Origin of the sequence: Parasphingomonas halimpatiens, from assembly GCF_036663795.1 — a bacterium.
GTDB lineage: Bacteria > Pseudomonadota > Alphaproteobacteria > Sphingomonadales > Sphingomonadaceae > Sphingomonas.
Genome location: NZ_JAXOJP010000003.1, coordinates 55,885 through 78,020 on the forward strand (window position 1 = coordinate 55,885; position 22,136 = coordinate 78,020).

Sequence of the window (22,136 nt, forward strand, 5' to 3'; positions counted from 1 at the left end):
GCCAATGTCGATGAGGCTGAAATGCCTGGCTCCCTGAGTAGGATTCGAACCTACGGCCGCTCGATTAACAGTCGAGAGCTCTACCGCTGAGCTATCAGGGAATGCGCTAGGCAGAGGCGCTCTATAGCTTCCGAAATTTCAGATGCAACCCTCGCCGTCACGCGATAAATTGCTCCATCGTGATGCGATCGTCGAGCGCATGATCCGGGTCGAACAGCAGGGTCAGCTCGCGCGCGCGATCGATCATGATGTCGACGCGGGCGACGTCGCGCACTTCGCGCTGGTCGGCGACCGCGCTGACGGGCCGCTTGGCGGCCTCGAGCACGCGCAGCCCGATGCGGGTCTTGTCGGGCAGGATCGCGCCGCGCCAGCGCCTCGGGCGGAACGGGCTGATCGGGGTCAGCGCGAGCAATGCCGATCCGAGCGGCAGGATCGGGCCCTGGGCCGAAAAATTATAGGCGGTCGAACCGGCCGGCGTGGCGACGAGGATGCCGTCGCATACCAGTTCGGGCAGCACGACGCGGTCGTTGATCGTCACCTCGAACTTGGCGGTCTGGCGCGTTTCGCGCAGCAACGAGACCTCGTTGATCGCGGGCAGGGCGAAGGTCTCACCGTCGATCGTCTCGGCAATCATGCCGAGCGGCGTCACCCGGAACGGCTTGATTCGCGCCAGCCGCTCGACCAGGCCGTGGCGCTGCCAGTCGTTCATCAAAAAGCCGACTGTGCCGAGATTCATGCCGAACACCGGGACGAGCGGCTGGCGCCGTTCGAGCATGGCGTGGAGCGTCTGCAGCATGAAGCCATCGCCACCCAGCGCGACGATCAGGTCGGCGTCGGCGACGTCCACCCAGTCATAGCTGTCGTGCAACTCGCGCATGGCGGCCTGTGCCGGCGGCGTCGGCGAGGCGACCAGCGCCCAGCGCTCGTAGCTCATCCGCCGGTGACGCTCATGTGGCGCGCGACCGCCGGAGCAGCGGCGGCGATGTCGAATTCGTGTCGCGCCGGCTTGGTTAGCATCGCCGCGTCGAGCGCCGCATCGAGCGCCGCCACGCCGCCGTCCCGCAGTGCCGCCTTGAGATCGACCTTGTCGTCATGACCGAGGCAGGTGAACAGGATTCCCTCGGTCGTCAGCCGGACCCGGTTGCAGGTGTCGCAAAAATTGGCGGTCAGCGGCGAGATCAGGCCGAGCTTGGTCGTCGTACCCTCGACGCGCCAATAGCGTGCCGGACCACCCGAGCGGTGACTGTCCCGGGTCAGCGTGAAGCGTTGCTGCAAATCGTCCATCACGGCGGTCAGCGGCAGGAAGCGATCGACGCGATCCTCGTCGATCACGCCCAGCGGCATCGTCTCGATCAGCGTCAGGTCGAAGCCGCGCTCGACGCACCAGGCGAGCATCGGCGCGATCTCGTCCTCGTTGAGCCCCTTGAGCGCGACCATGTTGATCTTGATCGCGAGCCCGGCGCGCGCGCCAGCGTCGATCCCGGCCAGCACCTGCGTCACGTCGCCGTGCCGGGTGATATGGCGGAAACGGTCGGGGTCGCGACTGTCGAGGCTGACGTTGATGCGGCCCATCCCGGCATCGACCAAAGCCTCGGCGTGCTGGGCCAGGCGCGTCGCGTTGGTCGTCATGGTCAGTTCGTCGAGCCCGCTTCCGACGTGGCGGCCGAGCCGGTGTGCCAGTTCCGCGACGTCGCGGCGCACCAGCGGCTCGCCGCCGGTCAGCCGGATCTTGCGGATGCCGCGCGCGATGAAGCGCTCGGCGATGATCGCGATCTCCTCGAGGCTGAGCAGCTTGTCGCGCGGCAGGAAGGTCATGGTCTCGGCCATGCAATAGCGGCAACGCAGGTCGCAGCGGTCGGTCACCGAGATCCGCAGATAGCTGATCGTGCGCCCATGGCGATCGATCAGGGCAGGGGCAATCGGGGCAGGGGTGCTGGCCATGCTGTGGAGCTAGGGCTTTGCGCGGGCGCTAACAAGGGGATTGCGGAGAAACGCCGGCATGGCTTGGTAACCGTAACGGTGTAAGAACAGCCGCGTGACCGCGCCGGCTTCGCTCTTCATCCTGTCCTTTCGCCAGCGCGACGAGCTGGCCGCGCTGGCCGGCGGGGCCGGCTGGCACGTCGTCGCGGCGCGGCGCGCGGAAGGTGCGGAACGGCGTTTTCTGTCGAGCGGCGCGGCGGTCGCGGTCATCGATGCGCGCGGCGCACTCGCCGAGGGGCTCGCCGCGACACGCCTGCTCGCCGATACGATCGAGGCCAATGGCGGTGCCTTGCTGGTGCTGGTGTCGCGCGGTGACGTCGCCGCGCTCGCGGAGTTTCACGAGGCCGGCGCGACGCATTTCCTCGCCAGCCCGTCGAGCGAGACCGAGTTCGTCCAGATGCTGCGTTTCGCCGCACGCCACGCCGAGCGGCTGGCCGGCGAATGGCGCCCCGCCGCTCCGGCGCGCGAGCTCGGCTGGCGCTTCGAGCAGGCCGCCGGCAAGGTCAGCCTGACACCCGCGCTGGCCGAAATGCTCGACCTCGACGAGCTCGTCGGTGCGGCGCCGTTGGTACGGCGCATCGAGAAAACCGAGCGCAGCGCTGTTCTGACGGCACTGCGCCGCCTGTCGAAGCACAAGCCGGCCACGGCATTCGCGCATGACAGCGCCGCGCATGGGCGGGTCGTCCAGCACCTGCAGATCGACCCCGAGACGGGGCGAATCGACGCGCTGATCGAACTGCTCGGCGAGGTGCCGCTGCCGCGTCACCAGCTCAACGACGTGCTCGGCGACGGTCGCGATGCGGCCGCGGCGCGGCGCTGGATCAGCCGGCAGATCGCAGCGCCCGGGGATGTACCGCTGTTCGCGATGATGATCGCGCTCAACCGCTTCGATGTCGTCAACACCGCCTATGGCCGCTCCGCCGGCGACCGGTTGCTGCGCGCCGCGATCGGCCGCATCGGCGAGGTGACGGCCGATCTGCTCGGCAAGCAGACGCGTGTCGCGCGTTTCGGTGGCTCGTCCTTCCTCGTCACCGCGGTGGCCGAGCGGGCGCGGGTCGACTTGCTGGCCGAGCGGGTGGCGGGCGAGTTGGCGCGGCCGTTCGTCATCGGCGAATCTATCGCCGTGCTCGGCTGCCGCATCGGCCTTGCCGAGGCGATGCCGGGTGACGATACCGCCGGGCTGCTGCGCCGCGCGAGCGAAGCGCTGGCCGATGCGCGGGATTCGGACAGTGCAACGATGCGCGTCGCCGAACAGGGCGACGGCGAGGCGGCGATCGACCGGCTGTCGGTCGAGCTGCACCGCGCGATCGACCGCGGCGAGATCGACATCCTGTTCCAGCCGCAGGTCTCGGTCCCGACCGGCGCGATCCTTGGCGTCGAGGCGCTGGCGCGGTGGGAGCATGGCGAGCACGGCACGATCGGCGCCGACATGCTGTTCGCCGCCGCCGCGCGCGCCGACCTCGACATTGGGCTGTCCGACCATATACAGCGGATCACGCTGGAGCGCGCCGCCTTGTGGCCGGCGGCGTTGTCGCGACTGCGGCTCTCGCTCAACCTGACCGCCGCCGACATTGCGCGGCCCGGTTTCGCCGACCTGTTCCTCGACCGGGTCGATGCCAGCGGTTTCCCGCGCAATCGGCTGACGCTGGAAATCACCGAGAGCGGGTTGATCGACGACCTCGGCAACGCCGCTGCCTTGCTCGCGACGCTGCGCGGTGCGGGGTGCCGGGTCGCGATCGACGATTTCGGCACGGGTTATTCGAGCCTCGCCTATCTCAAGGCGCTGCCGCTCGATTATCTCAAGATCGACAAGAAGCTCGCCCAGGACATTACCGGGACGGCGCGCGACCGGGTCGTGGTGCGCGGCGTGATCGAGATGGCGCGCTCGCTCGGCCTGACGGTGATTGCCGAAGGCGTCGAGACCGCCGAGCAGCTCGACCTGCTCGCCAAGGAAGGCTGCCAGATCTACCAGGGCTATCTCTGCTCGGGCGCGATCGCTGCCGGCGCGCTGGAAACGCTGCTGGCGATGTGGCAGCGCTGAGCGAGGATAGCTGACATAATTCTCCAGCACGGATCGGCATTTTGCCGAGGCGCAGGCGGACGAACGTTGCGCGCATTTTGTCAGTTGCTCAGGGTGCCGTTTCGGCCGGCCGTTCGGGGCCGCCCATCAGGGGTTCCTCGACGAAGCGGTACATCAGCGCGGCGAGGCCGATCGTCGTCACGACGACGAGCAATTTGAGCCACGCGCTGCCGGCGACGCTGCCGAGCGTGTGGCCGACCAGTGTCAGGATCGGCACGTGCAGCAGGTAGATCGAATAGGACCAGCGGCCGATCGCCTGGAAAGGTCGAGTCGACAGGAAGGTCCGCGTCCGCGCCCCGAAATACACGCAGCCGATCGACGCCAGCGGGAAGAGCGCGGCCAGCGCGGGAATGCGGCCGGCCAGCGCCATGATCGCGAAGACCAACACGAACAAGGAAAGGAACAGCGTGGTCCGGGCCTCGTCGGCAGGGCGAAGCTGCCAGAAGCGCGCGAGCGCGGCGCCGAGTCCCAGACCGAACGCCGCGCGCGCCAGTGCGACATCGTGACGCAGCGCCAGGGCAAAGGTGAAGATGGCGGCAAGGCCGAGAAGGACGACGACGAGGGCCGTCGCGGTACGACGATTGGTTCGGGCCATGGTCGGGAGCAAGGGCAAGGCCAGCGCGGGGAGGAACAACTCGAACGGGACGCTCCAACCGGGGTGATCGAGTGACGTGAAGCTGAGTCGGGGGACGAGACCCTTGAAAATCGACTGCACGATCAGCGCGTTGGCGATGATGACCCTGAGCGGCGCGTTGACAGCGAGCAGCAGCAGCATTGCCAGCGTGCCGATCCAGAACATCGGCGCGAGGCGGCGCAGCCGCTTGATGAAATAGCGCTTCAGGTCCGGGCGACGGCGTTGCAGCGACAGATAGAGCACGAAGCCGCTGAGAATGAAAAAGAAGTCGACGCACAGCGTCCACAGCCCGATCGGCACGAAGCCATGGGTCAGCCGCGCGACCAGCGCGTTGAGGCCGAGATGAAACAACATCACCGTGACCGCGAGCACGCCGCGCATGCCGTCGAGATCGGTGAAATGTCCCGCTGCCCGCGTCCGTGCCATGATCCGCTTGATGCCTCCGCCCGACCGCGTGCTACGTAGCGTCCCTCGGCTTGTCCAATGACAAAGGGGGAATGACAATGCGACCGATCATCCTGGCGATATTGCTTGTCCTAATCGGCGCACCGGCGATGGCGAGGCGCGATATACCCGTGAGCGCGCAACACGCCGTCGAGCAGGCGATGGCCGATAGCGCCGCCGGCTGGAACGCCGGCAATGTCGAGCGCTTCATGGCGATCTATTCCGCCGCGCCCGAGACGAGTTTCGTCGTCAAGGACGGGCTGATCCGCGGCAAGCCGGCGATGATCGCGCGCTACCGCGAGCGCTACGATTTTTCCGACCCGGCCAAGCGCGGCACGCTGACCTTCACGACGCTGGACTTCCGGCAACTCGGCCCGGCCCATGCGCTGTATATCGCGCGGTATCTCCTGACCTACCCGGACGGCAAGACCGCGAGCGGACCGACGACCCTGGTGTTCGCGCGCGAACGTCGGGGCTGGCACATCATCGCCGACCATAGCAGCTGAGGCTCATCCCGCCGCGCGCGCCAGCCCTTTCGCCAGCTGCAACGCGCCGTTGAGCCGTGCCTTGGGGTCGCCCCAGGCGCGCGATACGACGAGCTTGTTGTCGGGACGCAGCCTGGCGACGCCGCCGAGCCGTTCGATCCAGGCCAGCAAACCGGCGATGTTGGGCGGATTGTCGTCGTGGAACGAGACAACCGCGCCGCGCGGGCCGACATCGATCTTCGACACGCACGCCTTCTTGGCGTCGAGCTTGATCTCGATGAGGCGGATGAGATTGTCGGTCGGGTCGGGCAGCGGGCCGAAGCGGTCGATCATCTCGGCGGCGAAGCTTTCCAGACCGTCCTTGTCGTCGATATCGTTGAGGCGACGATACAGGCCCATGCGCAGGTCGAGGTCGGGGACATATTCCTCCGGGATGAGGATCGGCGCGTCGACGGTGATCTGCGGCGAGAAGTCGCGTGGCCGGATTGCCGCGCCGCTGGCGCGCGCGTCGAGGATCGCCTCTTCGAGCATCGACTGGTAGAGTTCGTAGCCGACCTCCTTGATATGGCCCGACTGCTCGTCGCCGAGCAGATTGCCGGCGCCGCGCTGGTCGAGGTCGTGGCTGGCGAGCTGAAAGCCCGCGCCGAGCGTGTCGAGGTCGCTCAACACCTTGAGGCGCTTCTCGGCGGTCTCGGTCAGGATGCGGTCGGCGGCGGTGGTGAGATAGGCATAGGCGCGCGTCTTCGAGCGCCCGACACGCCCGCGCAGCTGATAGAGCTGGGCGAGGCCGAAACGGTCGGCGCGGTGGATGATCATCGTGTTGGCGCTGGGGATGTCGAGCCCGCTCTCGACAATGGTGGTCGAGACCAGCACCTCGAACTTCTTGTCGTAAAAGGCCGACATGCGTTCCTCAACCTGGCTCGCCGCCATCTGGCCGTGCGCGACGACGTAACGAACCTCCGGCACATGCTCGCGGAGGAATTCCTCAATGTCGGGCAGGTCCTTGACGCGTGGCGTGACGAAGAAGCTCTGCCCGCCGCGATAATGTTCGCGCAGCAGCGCCTCGCGCAGCACGACCGGATCCCATGGCATGATGTAGGTGCGCACCGCGAGACGATCGACCGGCGGGGTCTGGATCACCGACAGTTCGCGCAGCCCCGACATCGCCATCTGCAGCGTGCGCGGAATCGGCGTGGCGGTGAGGGTTAGGACATGGACGTCCAGCTTGAGCGCCTTGAGCAGCTCCTTGTGGGTGACGCCGAAACGCTGTTCCTCATCGACCACGACCAGGCCGAGCCGTTTGAACGCGATTCCCTTGGACAGGATCGCATGCGTGCCGATGACGACATCGATCGTCCCCGCCGCAAGGCCCTCCTTGGTCGCCTTGGCCTCCGAGGCCGTGACCAGACGGGACAGCCGGCCGATATTGATCGGGAAACCTTCGAAGCGCGCGACGAAATTCTGGAAATGCTGACGTGCGAGCAGGGTGGTGGGACACACCACGGCGACCTGATGCCCGGCCATTGCCGCGACGAAGGCGGCGCGGAGCGCGATCTCGGTCTTGCCGAAGCCGACATCGCCGACGATCAGCCGGTCCATCGGCTTGCCGGCCGAGAGATCGTCGAGCGTCTCGTTGATCGCGCGATCCTGGTCGTCGGTTTCCTCATAGGGGAAGCGATCGACGAAGCTGGGATAGCCGCTGCTGTCGCGCTCCATCACATCGGCCGGGCGCAACGCGCGTTCGGCCGCGGTGGCGATGAGCTCACCGGCGATCTCGCGGATGCGTTCCTTCATCCGCGACTTGCGGCGCTGCCACGCCTCGCCGCCGAGCTTGTCGAGGCTCGCGCCTTCTGAATCGGAGCCGTAGCGCGACAGGACTTCGAGATTCTCGACCGGTACGTAGAGTTTGTCGCCGCCGGCATAGCTCAGCGCGACGCAGTCATGCGGCGCCTTCTGCACCGGGATCTGCGTCAGCCCCTCATAGCGCCCGATGCCGTGGTCGACATGGACGACGAGGTCGCCCGGGGTCAGCGCGGCGAGTTCGGCGAGGAAGGCGTCGGCGGACTTGCGGCGCTTCTGCCGGCGCACGAGCCGGTCGCCGAGCATATCCTGCTCGGTCAGCAACGCGACGTCGGGCGTGGTGAAGCCATGGTCGAGCGGCAGCACGATCAGCGCGACCGAGCTGGCCGCAGCGCCAAGCGCCTCCTGCCAGCTGTCGGCATGGCGCGCGCCGGTCAGGCCGTGATCCTTGAGCAGCCCGGTCAGGCGTTCGCGCGCACCGGTCGAATAGCTCGCCAGCACCGGCTTGCGGCCGTCGCGGCGCAGCTTGTCGAGATGCTCGACCACCGCCTCGTAGATGTTGACCCCGCCGGCGCGCTCGGGCGCGAAATCGCGCGGGCCGTCGACCGCGAAGTCGAGCACCACGGCGCTTTCGGGTTCGTGGAACGGCGTGGTGCGATGCGCCGGTGCGGATTCGAGCCGCGCGTTGAAATCGTCGGGCTTGAGGTAGAGCGAATCCGCCGGGAGCGGACGATAGCTGCCCGGGTCGCTCGACTGGGCGCGGACGCGGTTGGCGTGATAGTCGGTGATTGCCTCGAAGCGCTGCTCCGCCGCCGCGACGACGCCCGCATCGCGCACCACGACCGCACCGTCGCCGAGATGCTCGAACAGCGTCGAGAGTTTGTCCTCGAGCAGCGGGAGCCAATGCTCCATGCCGGCGAGGCGACGACCGTCGGAGATCGCCTGGTAGAGTGGATCGCCGGTCGCGGTGGCACCGAAGCGTTCGCGGTAGCGGCTGCGGAAGCGCTTGATGCTCTCCTCGTCGAGCAGCATTTCCGAGGCCGGGAGCAGCGTGAAGCCGTCGACCCGGCCGGTGGTGCGTTGGTCGGCGGGGTCGAAGGTGCGGACGCTCTCGATCTCGTCGCCGAAGAAGTCGAGCCGCAGCGCCTGGCTCTCCCCGCTCGGGAACAGATCGACAAGGCCGCCGCGCACGGCGAACTCGCCGGCATCGGCGACCGTCTCGCTGCGCACATAGCCATTGGCCTGGAGTTGTTCGGCGAGCCGGTCCCGCCCGATGCGCTCGCCCGGTGCAAGGCGCGCGACGAGCTGGCGGATGCGGAACGGCGTAAGCGTCCGCTGCATCGCCGCATTGGCGGTGGTGACGAGCAGCTGCGGGCCCTTGACCGGCTGCTGGAGCCGGTGGAGCGTCGCCATGCGTTCGGCCATGACCTGCAACGTCGGCGAGGCGCGGTCATAGGGCAGGCAGTCCCAGGCGGGGAAGGTGAGCACCTCGAGTTCGGGCGCGAACATCGGCGCGGTCGCCGCGATGGCGCGCATCGCGGCTTCGTCAGGCGCGATGAACACCGCGCGGGTCGGTGCGGCGCGCGACAGGTCGGCGAGCAGCCATGGCTCGAACCCCGTCGGCACGCCGGCGAGGGTGAGGGGCGTCTTGGCCGAGAGGATACGTTTCAGGTCGGGCATGGTGTTCCAAGGTTTTGGGGGAAAGCGCGGCGTTCGTGGCCACCCCTCTCCCCGACCCTCTCCCCCTTAAGGGAGAGGGAGAATTATCGGGCGATCGGGACGTAGTTCAGCGTGTGCAGGGCGGCCATGATGGTGCCTTGCCAACGCGCAGGGACAGGCTCGGTGCCGATCGCCCAGGCCATGATGTCGACATCCTGTTCCTCGAGCAGACCCTCGAACAGCGTGATCTCGTCGTCGTTCCAGCCGGCGGCGTGCGCGTCGTAGAAGCCGCCGATCAGCAGATCGGCTTCCTTGGTGCCGCGATGCCAGGCGCGGAAGCGAAGGCGCTTCAATCGGGTCTCGCGATCCATATTATTTCCAAACGCAATTGGCCGGCGGTGCTTGGAGCAGCCGCCAGCTACAGGTAGGAGGCACATAGTCATGCGGCCCGATATCCTCAATCCATTGTTCGCCGAGGTCACCGCCCTGAAGGGAATCGGCCCGGCGCTCGCCAAGCCGCTCGACAAGCTCGGGCTGCACCGCGTGGTCGATATCGCCTTTCACCTGCCGACCGGGTGGATCGACCGCGTGCCGCGCGAGGAGCTCGACATGGCCGATGCCGGGCGGACGATCGCGATCACGCTCACCGCGGTCGAGCATCGATCGGGCAATGGACGCGGGCCGAGCCGCGTCAAGGCGGTCGACGCGGCGGGCAATTATGTCAGCCTGGTCTATTTCGGCGGGCATCCCGGCTGGGCGATGAAGCTGCTGCCGCTGGGCGAGCCGCGCCGCGTGTCGGGCAAGCTCGAACTGTACGGCCAGGAATTGCAGATCGTGCATCCCGACCATGTGCTGCCGCTCGACGAGGTCGACACCTCGCCCGAGCGCGAGGCGATCTATCCGCTGTCGGACGGGATCACGTCGCGGCGCATGGGGCAGCTGGTGGCGCAGGCGGTGGAGCGCGCGCCCGACCTCGCCGAATGGATCGAGCCGGGACTGCTCGCCAAGGACGCCTGGCCGGCGTGGCGCGCGGCACTGGCGCGGGTCCACGCCGACCCTTCCGACATGATCGCGCGGCAGCGGCTGGCCTATGACGAGATCTTCGCCAACCAGCTCGCGCTGATGCTGGTGCGGCAGGACAATCGCCGGCGACGGGGCAGGGCGCTGGTCGGCACCGGACGGCTGCGCGACCAGTGGCAACTGCCCTATCAGCTGACCGGTGCGCAGGCGCGGACGGTGCGCGAGATCGAGGGCGACCTCGCGCAATCGCAGCCAATGCTGCGGCTGCTGCAGGGCGATGTCGGTTCGGGCAAGACGATGGTCGCGGCGATGGCCCTGCTGATCGCGGTCGAGGCCGGCGCGCAGGGCGCGTTGCTGGCACCGACCGAGATCCTCGCTCGGCAGCATTACGACACGCTACGCCGCCAGCTCTCGGGCCTGCCGATCGAGATCGCCGTGCTGACCGGGCGCGACAAGGGCAAGGTACGCGAGGCGACGCTGATGGGGCTGGCGTCGGGTGCGATCGACATCTTGATCGGCACGCATGCGATCTTCCAGGATGCGGTGTCGTACAAGGATCTCGCGTTGGTGGTCGTCGACGAGCAGCATCGCTTCGGCGTGGCGCAGCGCATGATGCTGCAGGCCAAGGCCGAGCGTCCGCCGCACCTGCTGGCGATGACCGCCACGCCGATCCCGCGCACGCTGACGCTGGCGCATTATGGCGAGATGGACGTCAGCCGGCTCGACGAGATGCCGCCGGGGCGCCAGCCGATCGAGACGCGGGTGATCTCCGAGGACCGGCTCGACGCGGTGGTCGATGCGCTGGCGCGGCACATGTCGGATGGCGGGCAGGCCTATTGGGTGTGCCCGCTGGTCGAGGAGAGCGAGAAGAGCGACCTCGCCGCGGCCGAGGCCCGCGCGGCGACGCTGCAGGCGCGGTTCGGCGCGCGGATCGCACTGATCCATGGCCGGATGAAGGGACCCGAAAAGGACGCGGTGATGACGGCGTTCGCGGCCGGGCAGACCAGCGTGTTGGTCGCGACGACGGTGATCGAGGTCGGGGTCGACGTGCCCAACGCGACGCTGATCGTGATCGAACATGCCGACCGCTTCGGCCTCGCCCAGCTGCACCAGTTGCGCGGGCGGGTCGGGCGCGGCAGCGGCAAGTCGAACTGCCTGTTGATCCGCGGCGGCGCGCTGGGCGAGACGTCGCGCGCGCGACTGGCGCTGATGCGCGAGACCAATGATGGCTTCCGTATCGCCGAGGAAGATCTGCGGCTGCGCGGGGCGGGCGAACTGCTCGGCACGCGGCAATCGGGCGAAGCGGGATTCCGGCTCGCTACGCCTGAGATGCTGGTCGAATTGCTGCCGGTCGTGACCGACGATGCGCGGTTGCTGATCGACCGCGATGGCGGATTGCAGGGATCTCGGGGGCAGGCGGCGCGAATCGCGCTGTATCTGTTCGAGCGCGATGCGGGGGTGGCGTTGCTGCGGTCCGGTTAGCAAGAAGAAGGAAATCGACCGGCATGCATCGCCTCGTCGCGCCAAGAGCCAATCTTGCTTCGATAAGAACGGTTGTTGACCAACGTATCGCGAACTGCGATCTACAATCCTGCTTGTTCCAGGAGATTTCGATGCGCTCTCTGATATTTACACTCAGTTTGCTCTTGCTTCCTCCGGAAGCATTTGCGCAAACGTCGGCACCTGCCAATTCTGCGGGCTCGCGCGACCCGAAGGATATCGTCTGCAAGAAGGAGGCCGTTACTGGGAGCTACGCGCGATACATCAAGATCTGCAAGACACGCGCCCAGTGGGAAGGCCGGCATTCCCCAAGCGAAGATGAAGCTGTCCAAGCCGATGCGTACCAATTGATGGACAGAGGCAGGATCAATTCCTGCAACCCGGCCTGCTAATGGTACGAAGGTGACGCAGCCGGGTCGTCGAGTCTCCCGAAGACCCCGGCTGCTCAGCGCACCTTGAGCAGCGCAGCGAGCAGTTCGTAATAGGCGGCGAGCGGGATCGGGCGCTCCAGCTCGCAGCCCATGCGGCCGCCGAGCCACCAACGCACCTCGGCGACGACCGTGCCGACCACCGGCAACGACACGCGCAGGCGCTCGCCGACCGCGAACTCCACCTCGCAGCGCGCCATCAAACCGAGCGCCGACATGTTGACGACGAGCAACGTCACGGGCCGCATGTCAGGCCCGGCGGCGCGGGCGCGGTAGTGGACTTCGTCGCGCGGAATCGCGCGGTTTTCGGTAATCGCCGCCTGTGCCAAACCCATGGTGTCGCCCCTTCACTGGCGTACTCCAAGCTACGCGGCGGATGTAAAGCGGATCGCAACAAAGCTCGTTAAGAAGTGCTTGCCGCGCTGGGTTTTCCCAAGGGAGTCAGATAATTCAGCCGCGTACCAGCAGGCCGTGATGCTTCTTGCCGGCGGCAACGCTGATCGGGTGGTCGCCGACCGTGATGACCAGCGCCTCGTCGGTGACCTTCTCCGCGCCGATGCGCGCGCCGCCGCCCTTGATCAGCCGGCGCGCCTCGCCCTTCGAGGCGACCAGCCCGAGCCCGACCAGCGCATCGACGATGGCGATACTGCCGTCGACCGCCAATGTCGGCAGGCTGCCGCCGGCAGCGCCTTCCTCAAAGGTGCGGCGCGCGGTCTCCGCTGCCTCGCTTGCCGCTGCGTCGCCACGGCACATCGCGGTCGCGGCATTGGCGAGGACCTTCTTGGCCTCGTTGATTTCCGCGCCTTCGAGCGCCTCGAGCCGGGCGATCTCGTCGAGCGGCAAATCGGTGAACAGGCGCAGGAAACGGCCGACGTCGCGATCGTCGGTGTTGCGCCAGAATTGCCAGTAATCGAAATGCGGCAGCTGGTCCTCGTGGAGCCACACCGCGCCGGCCATGGTCTTGCCCATCTTGCCGCCGTCGGCCGTGGTGATCAGCGGCGTGGTGATCCCGTAGACCTCGGTCGAATCCATCCGCCGCGCCAGCTCGATGCCGTTGACGATATTGCCCCATTGGTCCGACCCGCCCATCTGCAACCGACAGCCGGCGCGGCGCGACAGCTCCAGGAAATCATAGGCCTGGAGGATCATGTAGTTGAATTCGAGGAAGCTGAGCGACTGCTCACGATCGAGCCGCAGTTTGACCGAGTCGAAGCTGAGCATGCGGTTGACCGAGAAATGCTGGCCGACCTCGCGCAGGAAGGGGATATATTCGAGCGCGTCGAGCCACTCGGCATTGTCGACCATCATCGCGTCGCTCGGGCCATCGCCGAAGGTGAGGAAGCGTTCGAAGATGCGGCGGATCGAGGCGACGTTGGTGGCGAGCCCATCATGGTCGAGCAGCTTACGCGCCTCGTCCTTGAAGCTCGGATCGCCGATCTTGCCGGTCCCGCCGCCCATCAGCACGATCGGCTTGTGGCCGGCCTGTTGCAGCCGACGCAGCAGCATGATCTGCACGAGGCTGCCGACATGCAGCGACGGCGCGGTCGGGTCGAAACCGATATAGGCTGGGATGACCTGCTTGCCGGCGAGCGCGTCGAGGCCGGCCGCGTCGGTCAGCTGGTGGATGTAGCCGCGGCTGTTGAGCAGGCGGAGCAGGTCGGATTTATGTTCGGTCATAGCGCGCGGGCGCTTAGCACGGAGATGCGCGACGGCGCTACCTCAGCGCGGCAGCTCTACCAGCGGATCGACCGGCAGTCGTCCCTTGCGCAGTTCGAAATGCACCTCGGGGCGGTCGGCGAAACCCGAATCGCCCGACAGCGCGATCTTCTGACCGCGCTTGACCGCCTGGCCGCGCTGGACGAGCAGCTGGCTGGCATGGCCGTAGACGCTGGTCCAGCCATCGCCATGCTTGATGATGACGAGCCCGCCGAGATTGGAGATTTCGCTGCCGGCATAGGCGACGACGCCGTCAGCGGCGGCGGTGATCGGGGTGCCGGTGGGGACCGCGATCTTGATGCCGTTGTAGCGTTCGCCGCTCGCACCGGGGCCGAAACGCGCTACGATGCGGCCGCGCACCGGCCAGGCGAAACCGCCGCGCAGGCTCGATGGCTCCTGGACCGGGGTGAAGGCCGAGACGGGCTGGCTGGCGGTCTGGGCGGGGCGGGCGGGGCGCTGGTGCTCGGCGATCGCGGGCTGGCTGCCGGTGACGATGTCGTCGATGTCGAGGCGGAAGGCGGCGGCGCGCTCGGCGGCGGTGGCGGTGCCGCTGGCAGCAGCGCCGCCGGGGATCAGCACGCGCATGCCGACGCGCAGCACATAGGGCGCGCTTAGCTCGTTGGCGGCGATGATCCTGCCCCAGTCGACGCCATAGGCGCGCGCGATGGCGATGCCCGTCTCGCCGGCGCGAACGAGGTGATAGCGCCCGCCGGGAATCGCGAGGCGTTCGCCGGCGCGGATCGTGAACGGCTGCATGAGGTTATTGGCGCGGGCGATCGCCTCCGAGCCCGAGCCGGTGATGTCGGCGACATGGCGCAGCGTGTCGCCGGGGCGCACGACATAGGTCGAGTCGGCGATGACGCGCGCATCGGGGGTTACGGCACGCGATTGCCACGCCGGCGGCGGCGCGGCGGGCACGGTGCGGACATCCTCGTCGATGCGGCGGGGCTCGTAACGGTCCTGCGACGAGTCATCGCGCGCCGGGTTGTCTTGCGGATAATAGGGCTCGGGACGCGAATTCTGCGGAATGCAGCCTCCGGCGAGCAGTGCGACGATCAGCGCGGCGCTTGGCCGCAGGCACAGGCGTCGCATCTTCCCCTCCCGTCAGCGATACGCGGCGTCGAGCATAGCGAGCGAGTCGCGATGTGTCAGGTCGAGATGCAGCGGCGTCACCGCGACGTAACCGTCGGCGACGGCTTCGAGGTCGGTGGCGTGGGCCGGGGTATGCACCAGCGGACCCAGCGCGAACCAGTGATATTCGTAACCGCGCGGATCGCGATTGGTGACGATCTGCAGCCGGCCATAGTCGCGCATGCCCTGGCCGACGACGCGGATGCCCTTGACGGCGTCATCGGGCACGGCAGGGAAATTGACGTTGATCAGCGTGCCGCGCTCATAGGGCGTGGCGAGGATCGGGCGCAGCACGCGCTCGCCCCAGGCGCGCGCGGCGGCGAAGGGGACGGCATCGCCCATGCCTTCACGGGCATAGACCTGACTCAGCGCGATCGAGCGCACGCCGGCGAGCGCGCCCTCCATCGCTGCCGAGACGGTGCCCGAATAGGTCACGTCCTCGGCAAGGTTGGCGCCGCGATTGACGCCCGACAGGATCAGGTCGGGCGGCGTGTCCTTCATCAGCCGTGCCAGCGCCATCATCACGGCATCGGTCGGCGTGCCGGAAACGGCGTAGCGCTTGTCGCCGTGCCGGCGCACGCGCACCGGGCGGCTGAGCGTCAGCGAGTGGCCGGCGCCGGACTGTTCTTCCGACGGGGCGACGACCCAGACATCGTCGGACAAAGTGGCCGCGATCTCCTCGAGCACTTTCAGCCCGGGGGCGTGATAGCCATCGTCATTGGTCAGCAGGATGCGCATCAGCGAGTCGGTTCGAGGCGCGTCACGCCGTGCATGAAGGGCACGAAGGCCTCGGGCACGGTGATCGAACCGTCCTCATTCTGGTAATTCTCGATCACCGCGACGAGCGTGCGACCGACCGCCAGCCCCGAGCCGTTGAGCGTGTGGACGAAGCGCGTATTCTTTTCGCCTTCAGGGCGATAGCGCGCATTCATGCGACGCGCCTGGAAGTCGGTGCAGGTCGAACAGCTGGAGATTTCGCGATAGCGGCCCTGGCCGGGCAGCCACACCTCGAGATCATAGGTGCGCGCAGCCGAGAAACCCATGTCGCCGCTGCACAGCTTCATGCGGCGGAAGGGCAGGCCGAGTTGGGTGAGCAGTGCTTCGGCCGCGCCGGTCATGCGCTCATGCTCGGCCTCGGACTGGTCGGGCGTGACGATCGAGACCATCTCGCATTTGTCGAACTGGTGCTGGCGGATGAAACCGCGCGTGTCGCGACCGGCCGAACCCGCCTCGGAGCGGAAGCACGGCGTCAGCGCGGCGAAGCGCATGGGGAGTTCGCCTTCAGGCAGGATCTGCTCGCGCACGATGTTGGTCAGACTGACCTCGGCGGTCGGGATCAGCCAGCGACCGTCGGTGGTGCGGAACGAATCCTCGGCGAATTTGGGCAGCTGGCCGGTGCCGAACATGATCTCGTCGCGGACCATCAGCGGCGGGACGACCTGTTCATAGCCATAATCGCGCGCGAGCACGGTCAGCATATACTGGCCGAGCGCGCGATAGAGCCGCGCCAGCGGGCCGCGCAGCAGCGTGAAGCGCGTGCCGGCGAGCATTGCGCCGGTCTCGAAATCGAGGCCCAGCGCGGGGCCGATCGCGTCATGCTCGCGCGGCGCGAAGGCGAATTCGGGGAGTGTGCCGCGTGTATGGACGAGGACATTGCCGTCTTCGTCGAGGCCCTCGGGGACATCGGCGAGCGGCAGGTTGGGGATCGCGGCGAGCAGGCCGTTGAGTTCCTCGCCCAGCGCGGCTTCCTCGGCCTCGATCGCCGGCATGGTGAGTTTGAGTTCGGCGACCTCGGCCATCAGCGCGGCGGCGGTTGCCTCGTCCTTCGCCGCCTTGGCCGCGCCGATCGCCTTCGACGCTTCGTTGCGGCGCGCCTGTCCGGTCTGTGCCCGGGTGATCAGCGCGCGGCGCTTCTCATCGAGCGCCAGCAGGGTCGCGGCCGAGGGCGCGAGGCCGCGACGAGCAAGCCCGGCGTCGAAGGCCTCGGGATTTTCGCGGATCAGGCGTATGTCGTGCATGTGCGGCGCTATGGCGGCCGGTCTGGCGCTACGCAACCCGTGGCTGCCACCATGCGTTGAGTGCAGGGTTTTCGAGAGGACCGTCCCAATGCAACTAAGCCATAATGTATGCGTGCTCGTCGCCGATGGTCGCAAGATGTTGTTTCTGCGTAACGAAGGCGATTCGACCCATCCGCATCTCGTCGTCGAACATGCCGAGGAACAGCGCAATCCCGACGATCGCGACCAGAAGAGCGATGCCGCGGGCCGTGCCGGCGCGCGGGGCAGCGCGGGGCAGAATTCGTTTTCCGAGGCCGATTTTCACCAATTGGCGGAGGATCGCTTTGCCGCCGCCGCCGCCGACCTGCTCAAGCGACGCGCGCTTGCGGGCTCGTTCGAGTCGCTGATCGTCATCGCGCCGCCGCACACGCTGGGCGAACTCCGCAAGCATTACCACGCGTCGGTAAGCGACAAATTGACCGGCGAGCTCCACAAGGATCTCACCGGCCATACGATTGCGGATATCGAGGCGGCGCTGCTCGCCGCCTGACGCGTCAGGCGGTAATGCGAGTCGGCTTGGCGAAGCGCTTGCGCGCGACGAGTGCCGCTGCAGCCGCGCCGAACAGCAGGACCATCGGCGGTGCCGGGACGGGGGCGGGCGGGCCGCCGGTCGACCCGGTGCTGCCGCTCGATCCGTGCCCGCCGTTCGAGCCGCCATTGGAACTCCAGCCGCCATTGCTGCTCCAGCCATGGCTGCTCGACCCGTAGCTGCTCGAACCGTTGGACGAGCTTGCCGACGAATTGCTGCTCGACGAGCCGTTCGAAGAACTCGACGTGGACGAGGCGACATTGCCGCTCGACGATGAGGAGGACGAGGTCGACGAGGAGGTGGAAACGTTGCCGCTCGATGAGGAAGACGACGAGACGTTGCCGCTCGACGACGACGACGAGGCCGAGGAGACGTTACCGCTCGACGCCGAGGAGACATTGCCCGAACTTCCGCCGCTCGCGGAGGAGACGTTGCCGCTGGAGGTCGAGGAAGTGCTGCCGGACGAGAAACCGCCGGTGCTCGACGAGGTCGACGAGCCGCCGGTGGATGAGCCGCCGGTGCTGGTCGATGTGGAGGAGCCACCCGTACTCGTCGACGACCCGCCGGTGCTGGTCGAACTGGACGAGCCGCCCGAACCGCCGCTGCTCGACGTCGACGAAATGTTGATCACGGTGCCGCTCGATCCGCTCGACGTACCGCTGGACGTCCCGCTGGAACCGGTGCTGCTTGAGGTCGAGGAGATGACAATGCCACCGCTCCCGCCGCTCGACCCGCCGCCGAAGAAGCCACCGGCGAAAAATCCGCCGCCGCTGAACCCGCCGCTGCCGCCAACCACTGCGGCGGCGCCACCACCGCCACCGCCGCCGGAAACGAACGGTGCGCCGGATTGGGCATAGGACGGGGGCAGGGGAATCGGTGCGCCCTGGCTGGTTACCGTCACGACGGCCGGCGGGCAGACCGCGCGGGTCTGCGTCACGACTCGGCGGACGCGGGAGCCGCCGGTGCTCGCCACCGACGTGGTGTGCCGAACGACCCGCTTGACGACCCGGTTATAATGGCGGGTTTGTGCGCCCTCTGCGACATGAACCGCCCCGCCGCCGACGAGCGCGCCCCCGCATGCGCAAGCGCATAGTTTAGCAATGGCCATCCGCACTGACATGACGTCGCTCTTTCGCTACCGGCTCTATTACTGTGGCCGGAGGTAAACCCGTAGCCGCCGTTAAGCCGCTATCACGCCAAACTGCAAAATAAAGCGTTAAGCGCAACATCATTAACCAAATGAAAGTGATGCTTACGGCGTATTTGTCGCGTGCCGCCGTGCTTTTCATGGTTAATGTTTCGTGATGGTACGGTATATTGGTTAACAGGCGGCGCGTGATCATGGCTTGGCGAACATCATCGATCGCGAGATTGGGTGTGGAGCAACGCCGGATGGCACGCCTTTGAACAAATTAAGTGACAGCAAATGCTTGCTCTCTTGCTTGTGGTGCGCGGACGGCATGGCTATAGGGCCGGCGCATGGGGTCGGTGGCAAGATATCTACATGGTGCTGCCGCGACCGAGGGAGAGTGGGGATGGCGACGGCTTTGAATCACTTCGACGAATCCGCAAATTTCATTCCGCCCGCCGGGGGCGGTGACGGCTATCGACCCGGTGTCGACGAGCCTTTCATGAACGCGCGTCAGCTGGCATATTTTCGCGACAAGCTGTTGGCGTGGAAAGACGCGATCCTGCGCGAGGCGCAGGGCACGCTGTCGCAACTGCAGGTCGATTCCTTGCGCGAGGCGGATCTGACCGATCGCGCATCGAGCGAGACCGACTGGTCGATCGAACTGCGCACGCGTGATCGCCAGCGCAAGCTGATCTCCAAGATCGACGCGGCGCTTCGCCGCATCGAGGAGGGCGAGTATGGCTATTGCGAGGTGACCGGCGAGCCGATCTCGCTGGCGCGGCTCGAGGCACGGCCGATCGCGACGATGACGGTCGAGGCGCAGGAGCGGCACGAGCGCAACGAAAAGGTCTCGCGCGAGGACTGATTTTTGTCGTGCCGCGATGGGTCGTCGGCATGGTCCTTAAGCAGTTCGATACGATTTCCCGGCTAATCATCATGCCACGGAGGTCGATGCAGATCGGACCATGGACCAATATTCGAATGACCCTTTCAGCGGCGTCGCCAACGACGATCCCGCCAGCAATCGTCAGGAATCGCGCGACAGCCTTTTCCTGATGGCCGACATGCGCGTGCCCGGCTCACGGGACGTGCAGCAGATCCGCGTGCGCAACCTGTCGCCTGGCGGGCTGATGGCGGATTATTCGGAAATCCTGCAGCAGGGTATGGCGATCGAGTTCGAGGTTCGCGGCATCGGCTGGATCACCGGCCAAGTCGCATGGTCGGCGGCCGGGCGGATCGGCGTTGCCTTCGACCGTCAGATCGACCCGATGCTGGCACGCAAACCGGTCGGCATGGGCGCGAAGACCCCCGTCTACGTCAAGCCGATCATGCCGCGTCGCTGATCCCGGCGCCCGGTCGAGCCGGCGCCGAGACCGCGTCGGGCGGCTTACAGGCCGGCCATCTCTTCCTTGATTCGCAATTTCTGCTTCTTCAGCGCCGCGAGTGTCGCGGGGTCCGGCATCGGCCGATGCGTTTCGTCGGCGATCTGTCGGTCCAGGACGGCGTGCTTGGCTTCGAGAGCCGAGTAGTGCGCGGTCTGCATGGATGCATTCTCCTGCATTGCTGGTCGGGGGGAGCAAAGTAGAACATGATGACAGTTAAATGTCTCCCCGAATCGACGAGGTTCGCGACGTAACGAGGCAATTTTCGCGACGGCTTGTTTTTGCAGGGCGAGGCGGCCAAGCACGATCGAAGCAAGTCGCATCGCACGGGGATTCGATGGACGAGACACTGATCGCCAAGCGTCTGGAAATGTTACGGATCGAGCATCGCGACCTCGATTCCGCGATCGGCGCCCTGTTCGAGACGGGATCGACCGACCAGTTGCAGCTGGCCCGCCTGAAGAAGCGCAAGCTGAGGCTGCGCGACGAGATTGCGCTGCTGGAAGATCAACTGATCCCGGACATCATCGCCTGATCCGCTTTGGGACGGCCGGCCGGTTTCGATGCCGCGCAAGCGCTATGTCGTTAACGTCCTGTTTATGTCAGACCTTTCCGGGATGGACGGCCCCCTTTCCGAATCGCGACTTCATCGTCGCCTGATCGACACCTTGTATATCGACGCCATGGTGCTGGCCGACGAGGCGCGCGCCTATTTCGACGAGGGTGGCCGGGCCGATCGCGAGGCGCTCGATCCAATGGCGCGGGTGTCCTTCTCGTGCGAATCGCTCAAGGTCACGACTCGGCTGATGCACATCATCGCGTGGCTGTTGACGCAGCGCGCGGTCGATGCCGGCGAAATGACCCCGCGCGATGCGCTCGATCCTTCGCGACGTCTGGGACCGGCGCCGATCAGCGATGAGGACGCGACGCGGGCGATGCCCGCGGTGGCGCGCAGCCTGATCGCGGCGAGCGCCGAGCTTTATCGTCGCGTCGCGCGGCTGGACGACGCGCAGGCGAGCGAGATGGCCGCGCCGAGCCCGGCGCGCTCGATGTTCGACCGGCTGGCCATGGCTTTCTAGGTTTTTCGCGCTTGGGGGAGCCGCTGCGGGGGGCTGTAGCGGCAAGGGAGCGGCGAGCGGGCATGTCCCGCTCGCCGTTTTCGTGTCAGAGCTTCAGGCGCGCGCGCGCGGCGAGATATTCGCCCTCGAGCCGATCGACGCGGTCCGCGACCGACTCGACCTTGTCGACCACGCCGATACCCTGGCCCGAGCCCCAGATATCGCGCCACGCCTTGGGCTTCGCGCTGTTGCCGCCGCCGAAATCCATCGTCTTGAGATCGCCCTCGGGGAGATTGTCGGGGTCGAGGCCGGAGTCGACGATCGACTGGCGCAGATAATTGCCGTGTACGCCGGTGAAGAGATTGGAATAGACGATGTCGGCCGCTTTGCCGGCGACGATCCCGTCCTTGTACGCCTCGGGCGCATTGGCTTCCTTGGTGGCGATGAAGGGCGAGCCGATATAACCGAGATCGGCGCCCATCGCCTGGGCGGCAAGCACGGCGCCACCCGTCGCGATCGAACCCGACAGGGCGAGCGGCCCGTCGAACCACTGGCGGATTTCCTGGACGATGGCGAAGGGTGAGAGCCGCCCGGCATGGCCGCCGGCACCGGCAGCAACCGCGATCAGGCCGTCGGCGCCCTTTTCGATTGCCTTGCGCGCGAAGCGGTCGTCGATGATGTCGTGAAGCGTGATGCCGCCCCAGGCGTGAACTGCCGTATTGAGGTCTTCGCGCGCGCCGAGCGAGGTGATGACGATCGGCACCTGCCATTTGGCGCAGGTGGCGAGATCGGCCTCGAGCCGGTCGTTCGACTTGTGGACGATCTGGTTGACCGCGAAGGGCGCAGCCGGGCGGTCGGGATTGTCGCGATTATGTGCCGCCAGCTCTTCGGTGATCCGGTGCAGCCACTCGTCGAGCAGCGCCTGGGGCCGGGCGTTGAGCGCCGGGAACGACCCGACGATTCCGGCCTTGCACTGGGCGATGACCAGTTCGGGGCCGGAGATGATGAACAGCGGCGACCCGATGATGGGCAGGCGCAGGCGATCGAACAGGGCGGGAAGCGTCATGCGAGTTTCATAGCGCAACCGAAATGGCTGTCCAG

The 22,136-nt window shown here is 66.9% G+C and carries 24 protein-coding genes and 1 tRNA gene; 11 read left to right on the forward strand and 14 right to left on the reverse strand.

Annotated elements, in window-relative coordinates; all coding sequences use genetic code 11:
* Window positions 1-26 precede the first annotated feature (26 nt).
* The 3 genes from U1839_RS04145 to moaA form a co-directional block, all read right to left on the reverse strand.
* Window positions 27-101, reverse strand: a tRNA-Asn gene (locus U1839_RS04145).
* Between the two features lie 56 nt (window positions 102-157).
* Window positions 158-934: an NAD kinase gene (locus tag U1839_RS04150; protein ID WP_332802410.1), complete on the reverse strand. Its 777-nt coding sequence runs from the start codon at window positions 932-934 to the stop codon at window positions 158-160.
* Window positions 931-1,941 (reverse strand): GTP 3',8-cyclase MoaA, encoded by a 1,011-nt coding sequence (gene moaA, locus U1839_RS04155; protein ID WP_332802411.1) that lies wholly within the window; start codon window positions 1,939-1,941, stop codon window positions 931-933. Before moaA ends, U1839_RS04150 begins: the two co-directional genes overlap by 4 nt.
* Window positions 1,942-2,035: 94 nt before the next feature.
* Between moaA and U1839_RS04160 the strand changes: the two genes are divergently transcribed.
* Window positions 2,036-4,021: a putative bifunctional diguanylate cyclase/phosphodiesterase gene (locus tag U1839_RS04160; RefSeq protein ID WP_332802412.1), complete on the forward strand. Its 1,986-nt coding sequence runs from the start codon at window positions 2,036-2,038 to the stop codon at window positions 4,019-4,021.
* Window positions 4,022-4,109: 88 nt separating this feature from the next.
* On the opposite strand, the gene U1839_RS04165 is transcribed toward U1839_RS04160, so the two are convergent.
* Window positions 4,110-5,120 (reverse strand): acyltransferase family protein, encoded by a 1,011-nt coding sequence (locus U1839_RS04165; protein ID WP_332802413.1) that lies wholly within the window; start codon window positions 5,118-5,120, stop codon window positions 4,110-4,112.
* A gap of 149 nt (window positions 5,121-5,269) precedes the next feature.
* Here U1839_RS04165 and U1839_RS04170 point away from each other — a divergent pair, with 149 nt between their 5' ends.
* Window positions 5,270-5,644, forward strand: a complete 375-nt coding sequence (locus tag U1839_RS04170) for a YybH family protein (RefSeq protein ID WP_332802414.1) — start codon at window positions 5,270-5,272, stop codon at window positions 5,642-5,644.
* 3 nt (window positions 5,645-5,647) lie between these two features.
* On the opposite strand, the gene mfd is transcribed toward U1839_RS04170, so the two are convergent.
* Both mfd and U1839_RS04180 read right to left on the reverse strand, forming a co-directional pair.
* Complete coding sequence (gene mfd, locus U1839_RS04175; protein ID WP_332802415.1) at window positions 5,648-9,103, reverse strand: transcription-repair coupling factor; 3,456 nt, start codon at window positions 9,101-9,103, stop codon at window positions 5,648-5,650.
* Window positions 9,104-9,186: 83 nt separating this feature from the next.
* A complete protein-coding gene (locus U1839_RS04180; protein WP_332802416.1) occupies window positions 9,187-9,453 on the reverse strand; it encodes an FAD assembly factor SdhE in 267 nt (88 codons plus the stop codon).
* 70 nt (window positions 9,454-9,523) lie between these two features.
* On the opposite strand from U1839_RS04180, the gene recG reads away from it, so the two are divergent.
* The gene (gene recG, locus U1839_RS04185; RefSeq protein WP_332802417.1) at window positions 9,524-11,584 is read left to right on the forward strand and encodes an ATP-dependent DNA helicase RecG; all 2,061 of its coding nucleotides are present in this window, start codon (window positions 9,524-9,526) and stop codon (window positions 11,582-11,584) included.
* A 23-nt stretch (window positions 11,585-11,607) separates the two neighbouring features.
* Entirely contained in the window at window positions 11,608-11,994 is a 387-nt protein-coding gene (locus tag U1839_RS04190; RefSeq protein WP_332802418.1) for a hypothetical protein, read from the forward strand.
* Window positions 11,995-12,047: 53 nt separating this feature from the next.
* Here the strand turns inward: U1839_RS04190 and U1839_RS04195 are convergent, their stop codons facing one another.
* The 5 genes from U1839_RS04195 to serS form a co-directional block, all read right to left on the reverse strand.
* On the reverse strand, window positions 12,048-12,365 hold the full coding sequence (locus U1839_RS04195; RefSeq protein ID WP_332802419.1) for a PilZ domain-containing protein: 318 nt from the start codon (window positions 12,363-12,365) through the stop codon (window positions 12,048-12,050).
* A 115-nt stretch (window positions 12,366-12,480) separates the two neighbouring features.
* Window positions 12,481-13,707, reverse strand: coding sequence for a tyrosine--tRNA ligase (gene tyrS, locus U1839_RS04200; RefSeq protein ID WP_332802420.1), 1,227 nt, complete (start codon window positions 13,705-13,707; stop codon window positions 12,481-12,483).
* A 42-nt stretch (window positions 13,708-13,749) separates the two neighbouring features.
* Window positions 13,750-14,838, reverse strand: coding sequence for a peptidoglycan DD-metalloendopeptidase family protein (locus U1839_RS04205; RefSeq protein ID WP_332802421.1), 1,089 nt, complete (start codon window positions 14,836-14,838; stop codon window positions 13,750-13,752).
* Between the two features lie 12 nt (window positions 14,839-14,850).
* Window positions 14,851-15,615, reverse strand: coding sequence for a 5'/3'-nucleotidase SurE (gene surE / locus U1839_RS04210; RefSeq protein WP_332802422.1), 765 nt, complete (start codon window positions 15,613-15,615; stop codon window positions 14,851-14,853).
* Window positions 15,615-16,895, reverse strand: a complete 1,281-nt coding sequence (serS, locus tag U1839_RS04215) for a serine--tRNA ligase (protein ID WP_332802423.1) — start codon at window positions 16,893-16,895, stop codon at window positions 15,615-15,617. The genes surE and serS overlap by 1 nt, the downstream gene beginning before the upstream one ends.
* A gap of 88 nt (window positions 16,896-16,983) precedes the next feature.
* Here serS and U1839_RS04220 point away from each other — a divergent pair, with 88 nt between their 5' ends.
* From U1839_RS04220 to U1839_RS04230, 3 genes are read left to right on the forward strand one after another with little or no spacing between them, the layout of a single operon-like run.
* Window positions 16,984-17,424 (forward strand): host attachment family protein, encoded by a 441-nt coding sequence (locus U1839_RS04220; RefSeq protein WP_332802424.1) that lies wholly within the window; start codon window positions 16,984-16,986, stop codon window positions 17,422-17,424.
* Window positions 17,425-17,450: 26 nt separating this feature from the next.
* Window positions 17,451-17,642, forward strand: coding sequence for a hypothetical protein (locus tag U1839_RS04225; protein ID WP_332802425.1), 192 nt, complete (start codon window positions 17,451-17,453; stop codon window positions 17,640-17,642).
* Window positions 17,643-17,654: 12 nt separating this feature from the next.
* Window positions 17,655-18,320 (forward strand): hypothetical protein, encoded by a 666-nt coding sequence (locus tag U1839_RS04230; protein ID WP_332802426.1) that lies wholly within the window; start codon window positions 17,655-17,657, stop codon window positions 18,318-18,320.
* Between the two features lie 237 nt (window positions 18,321-18,557).
* Here U1839_RS04230 and U1839_RS04235 read toward each other — a convergent pair whose 3' ends face one another.
* Complete coding sequence (locus U1839_RS04235; protein WP_332802427.1) at window positions 18,558-18,806, reverse strand: hypothetical protein; 249 nt, start codon at window positions 18,804-18,806, stop codon at window positions 18,558-18,560.
* Window positions 18,807-18,998: 192 nt separating this feature from the next.
* Between U1839_RS04235 and dksA the strand changes: the two genes are divergently transcribed.
* On the forward strand, window positions 18,999-19,460 hold the full coding sequence (gene dksA, locus U1839_RS04240) for an RNA polymerase-binding protein DksA (protein WP_281124550.1): 462 nt from the start codon (window positions 18,999-19,001) through the stop codon (window positions 19,458-19,460).
* 100 nt (window positions 19,461-19,560) lie between these two features.
* Complete coding sequence (locus tag U1839_RS04245; protein WP_332802428.1) at window positions 19,561-19,938, forward strand: PilZ domain-containing protein; 378 nt, start codon at window positions 19,561-19,563, stop codon at window positions 19,936-19,938.
* Window positions 19,939-19,982: 44 nt separating this feature from the next.
* Here U1839_RS04245 and U1839_RS04250 read toward each other — a convergent pair whose 3' ends face one another.
* Complete coding sequence (locus U1839_RS04250; protein ID WP_281124530.1) at window positions 19,983-20,138, reverse strand: YdcH family protein; 156 nt, start codon at window positions 20,136-20,138, stop codon at window positions 19,983-19,985.
* Between the two features lie 176 nt (window positions 20,139-20,314).
* Here U1839_RS04250 and U1839_RS04255 point away from each other — a divergent pair, with 176 nt between their 5' ends.
* Window positions 20,315-20,512 (forward strand): YdcH family protein, encoded by a 198-nt coding sequence (locus U1839_RS04255; protein ID WP_281124529.1) that lies wholly within the window; start codon window positions 20,315-20,317, stop codon window positions 20,510-20,512.
* 82 nt (window positions 20,513-20,594) lie between these two features.
* Complete coding sequence (locus U1839_RS04260; protein ID WP_443030572.1) at window positions 20,595-21,056, forward strand: DUF1465 family protein; 462 nt, start codon at window positions 20,595-20,597, stop codon at window positions 21,054-21,056.
* A gap of 85 nt (window positions 21,057-21,141) precedes the next feature.
* On the opposite strand, the gene U1839_RS04265 is transcribed toward U1839_RS04260, so the two are convergent.
* A complete protein-coding gene (locus U1839_RS04265; protein WP_332802429.1) occupies window positions 21,142-22,101 on the reverse strand; it encodes an NAD(P)H-dependent flavin oxidoreductase in 960 nt (319 codons plus the stop codon).
* Window positions 22,102-22,136 lie beyond the last annotated feature (35 nt).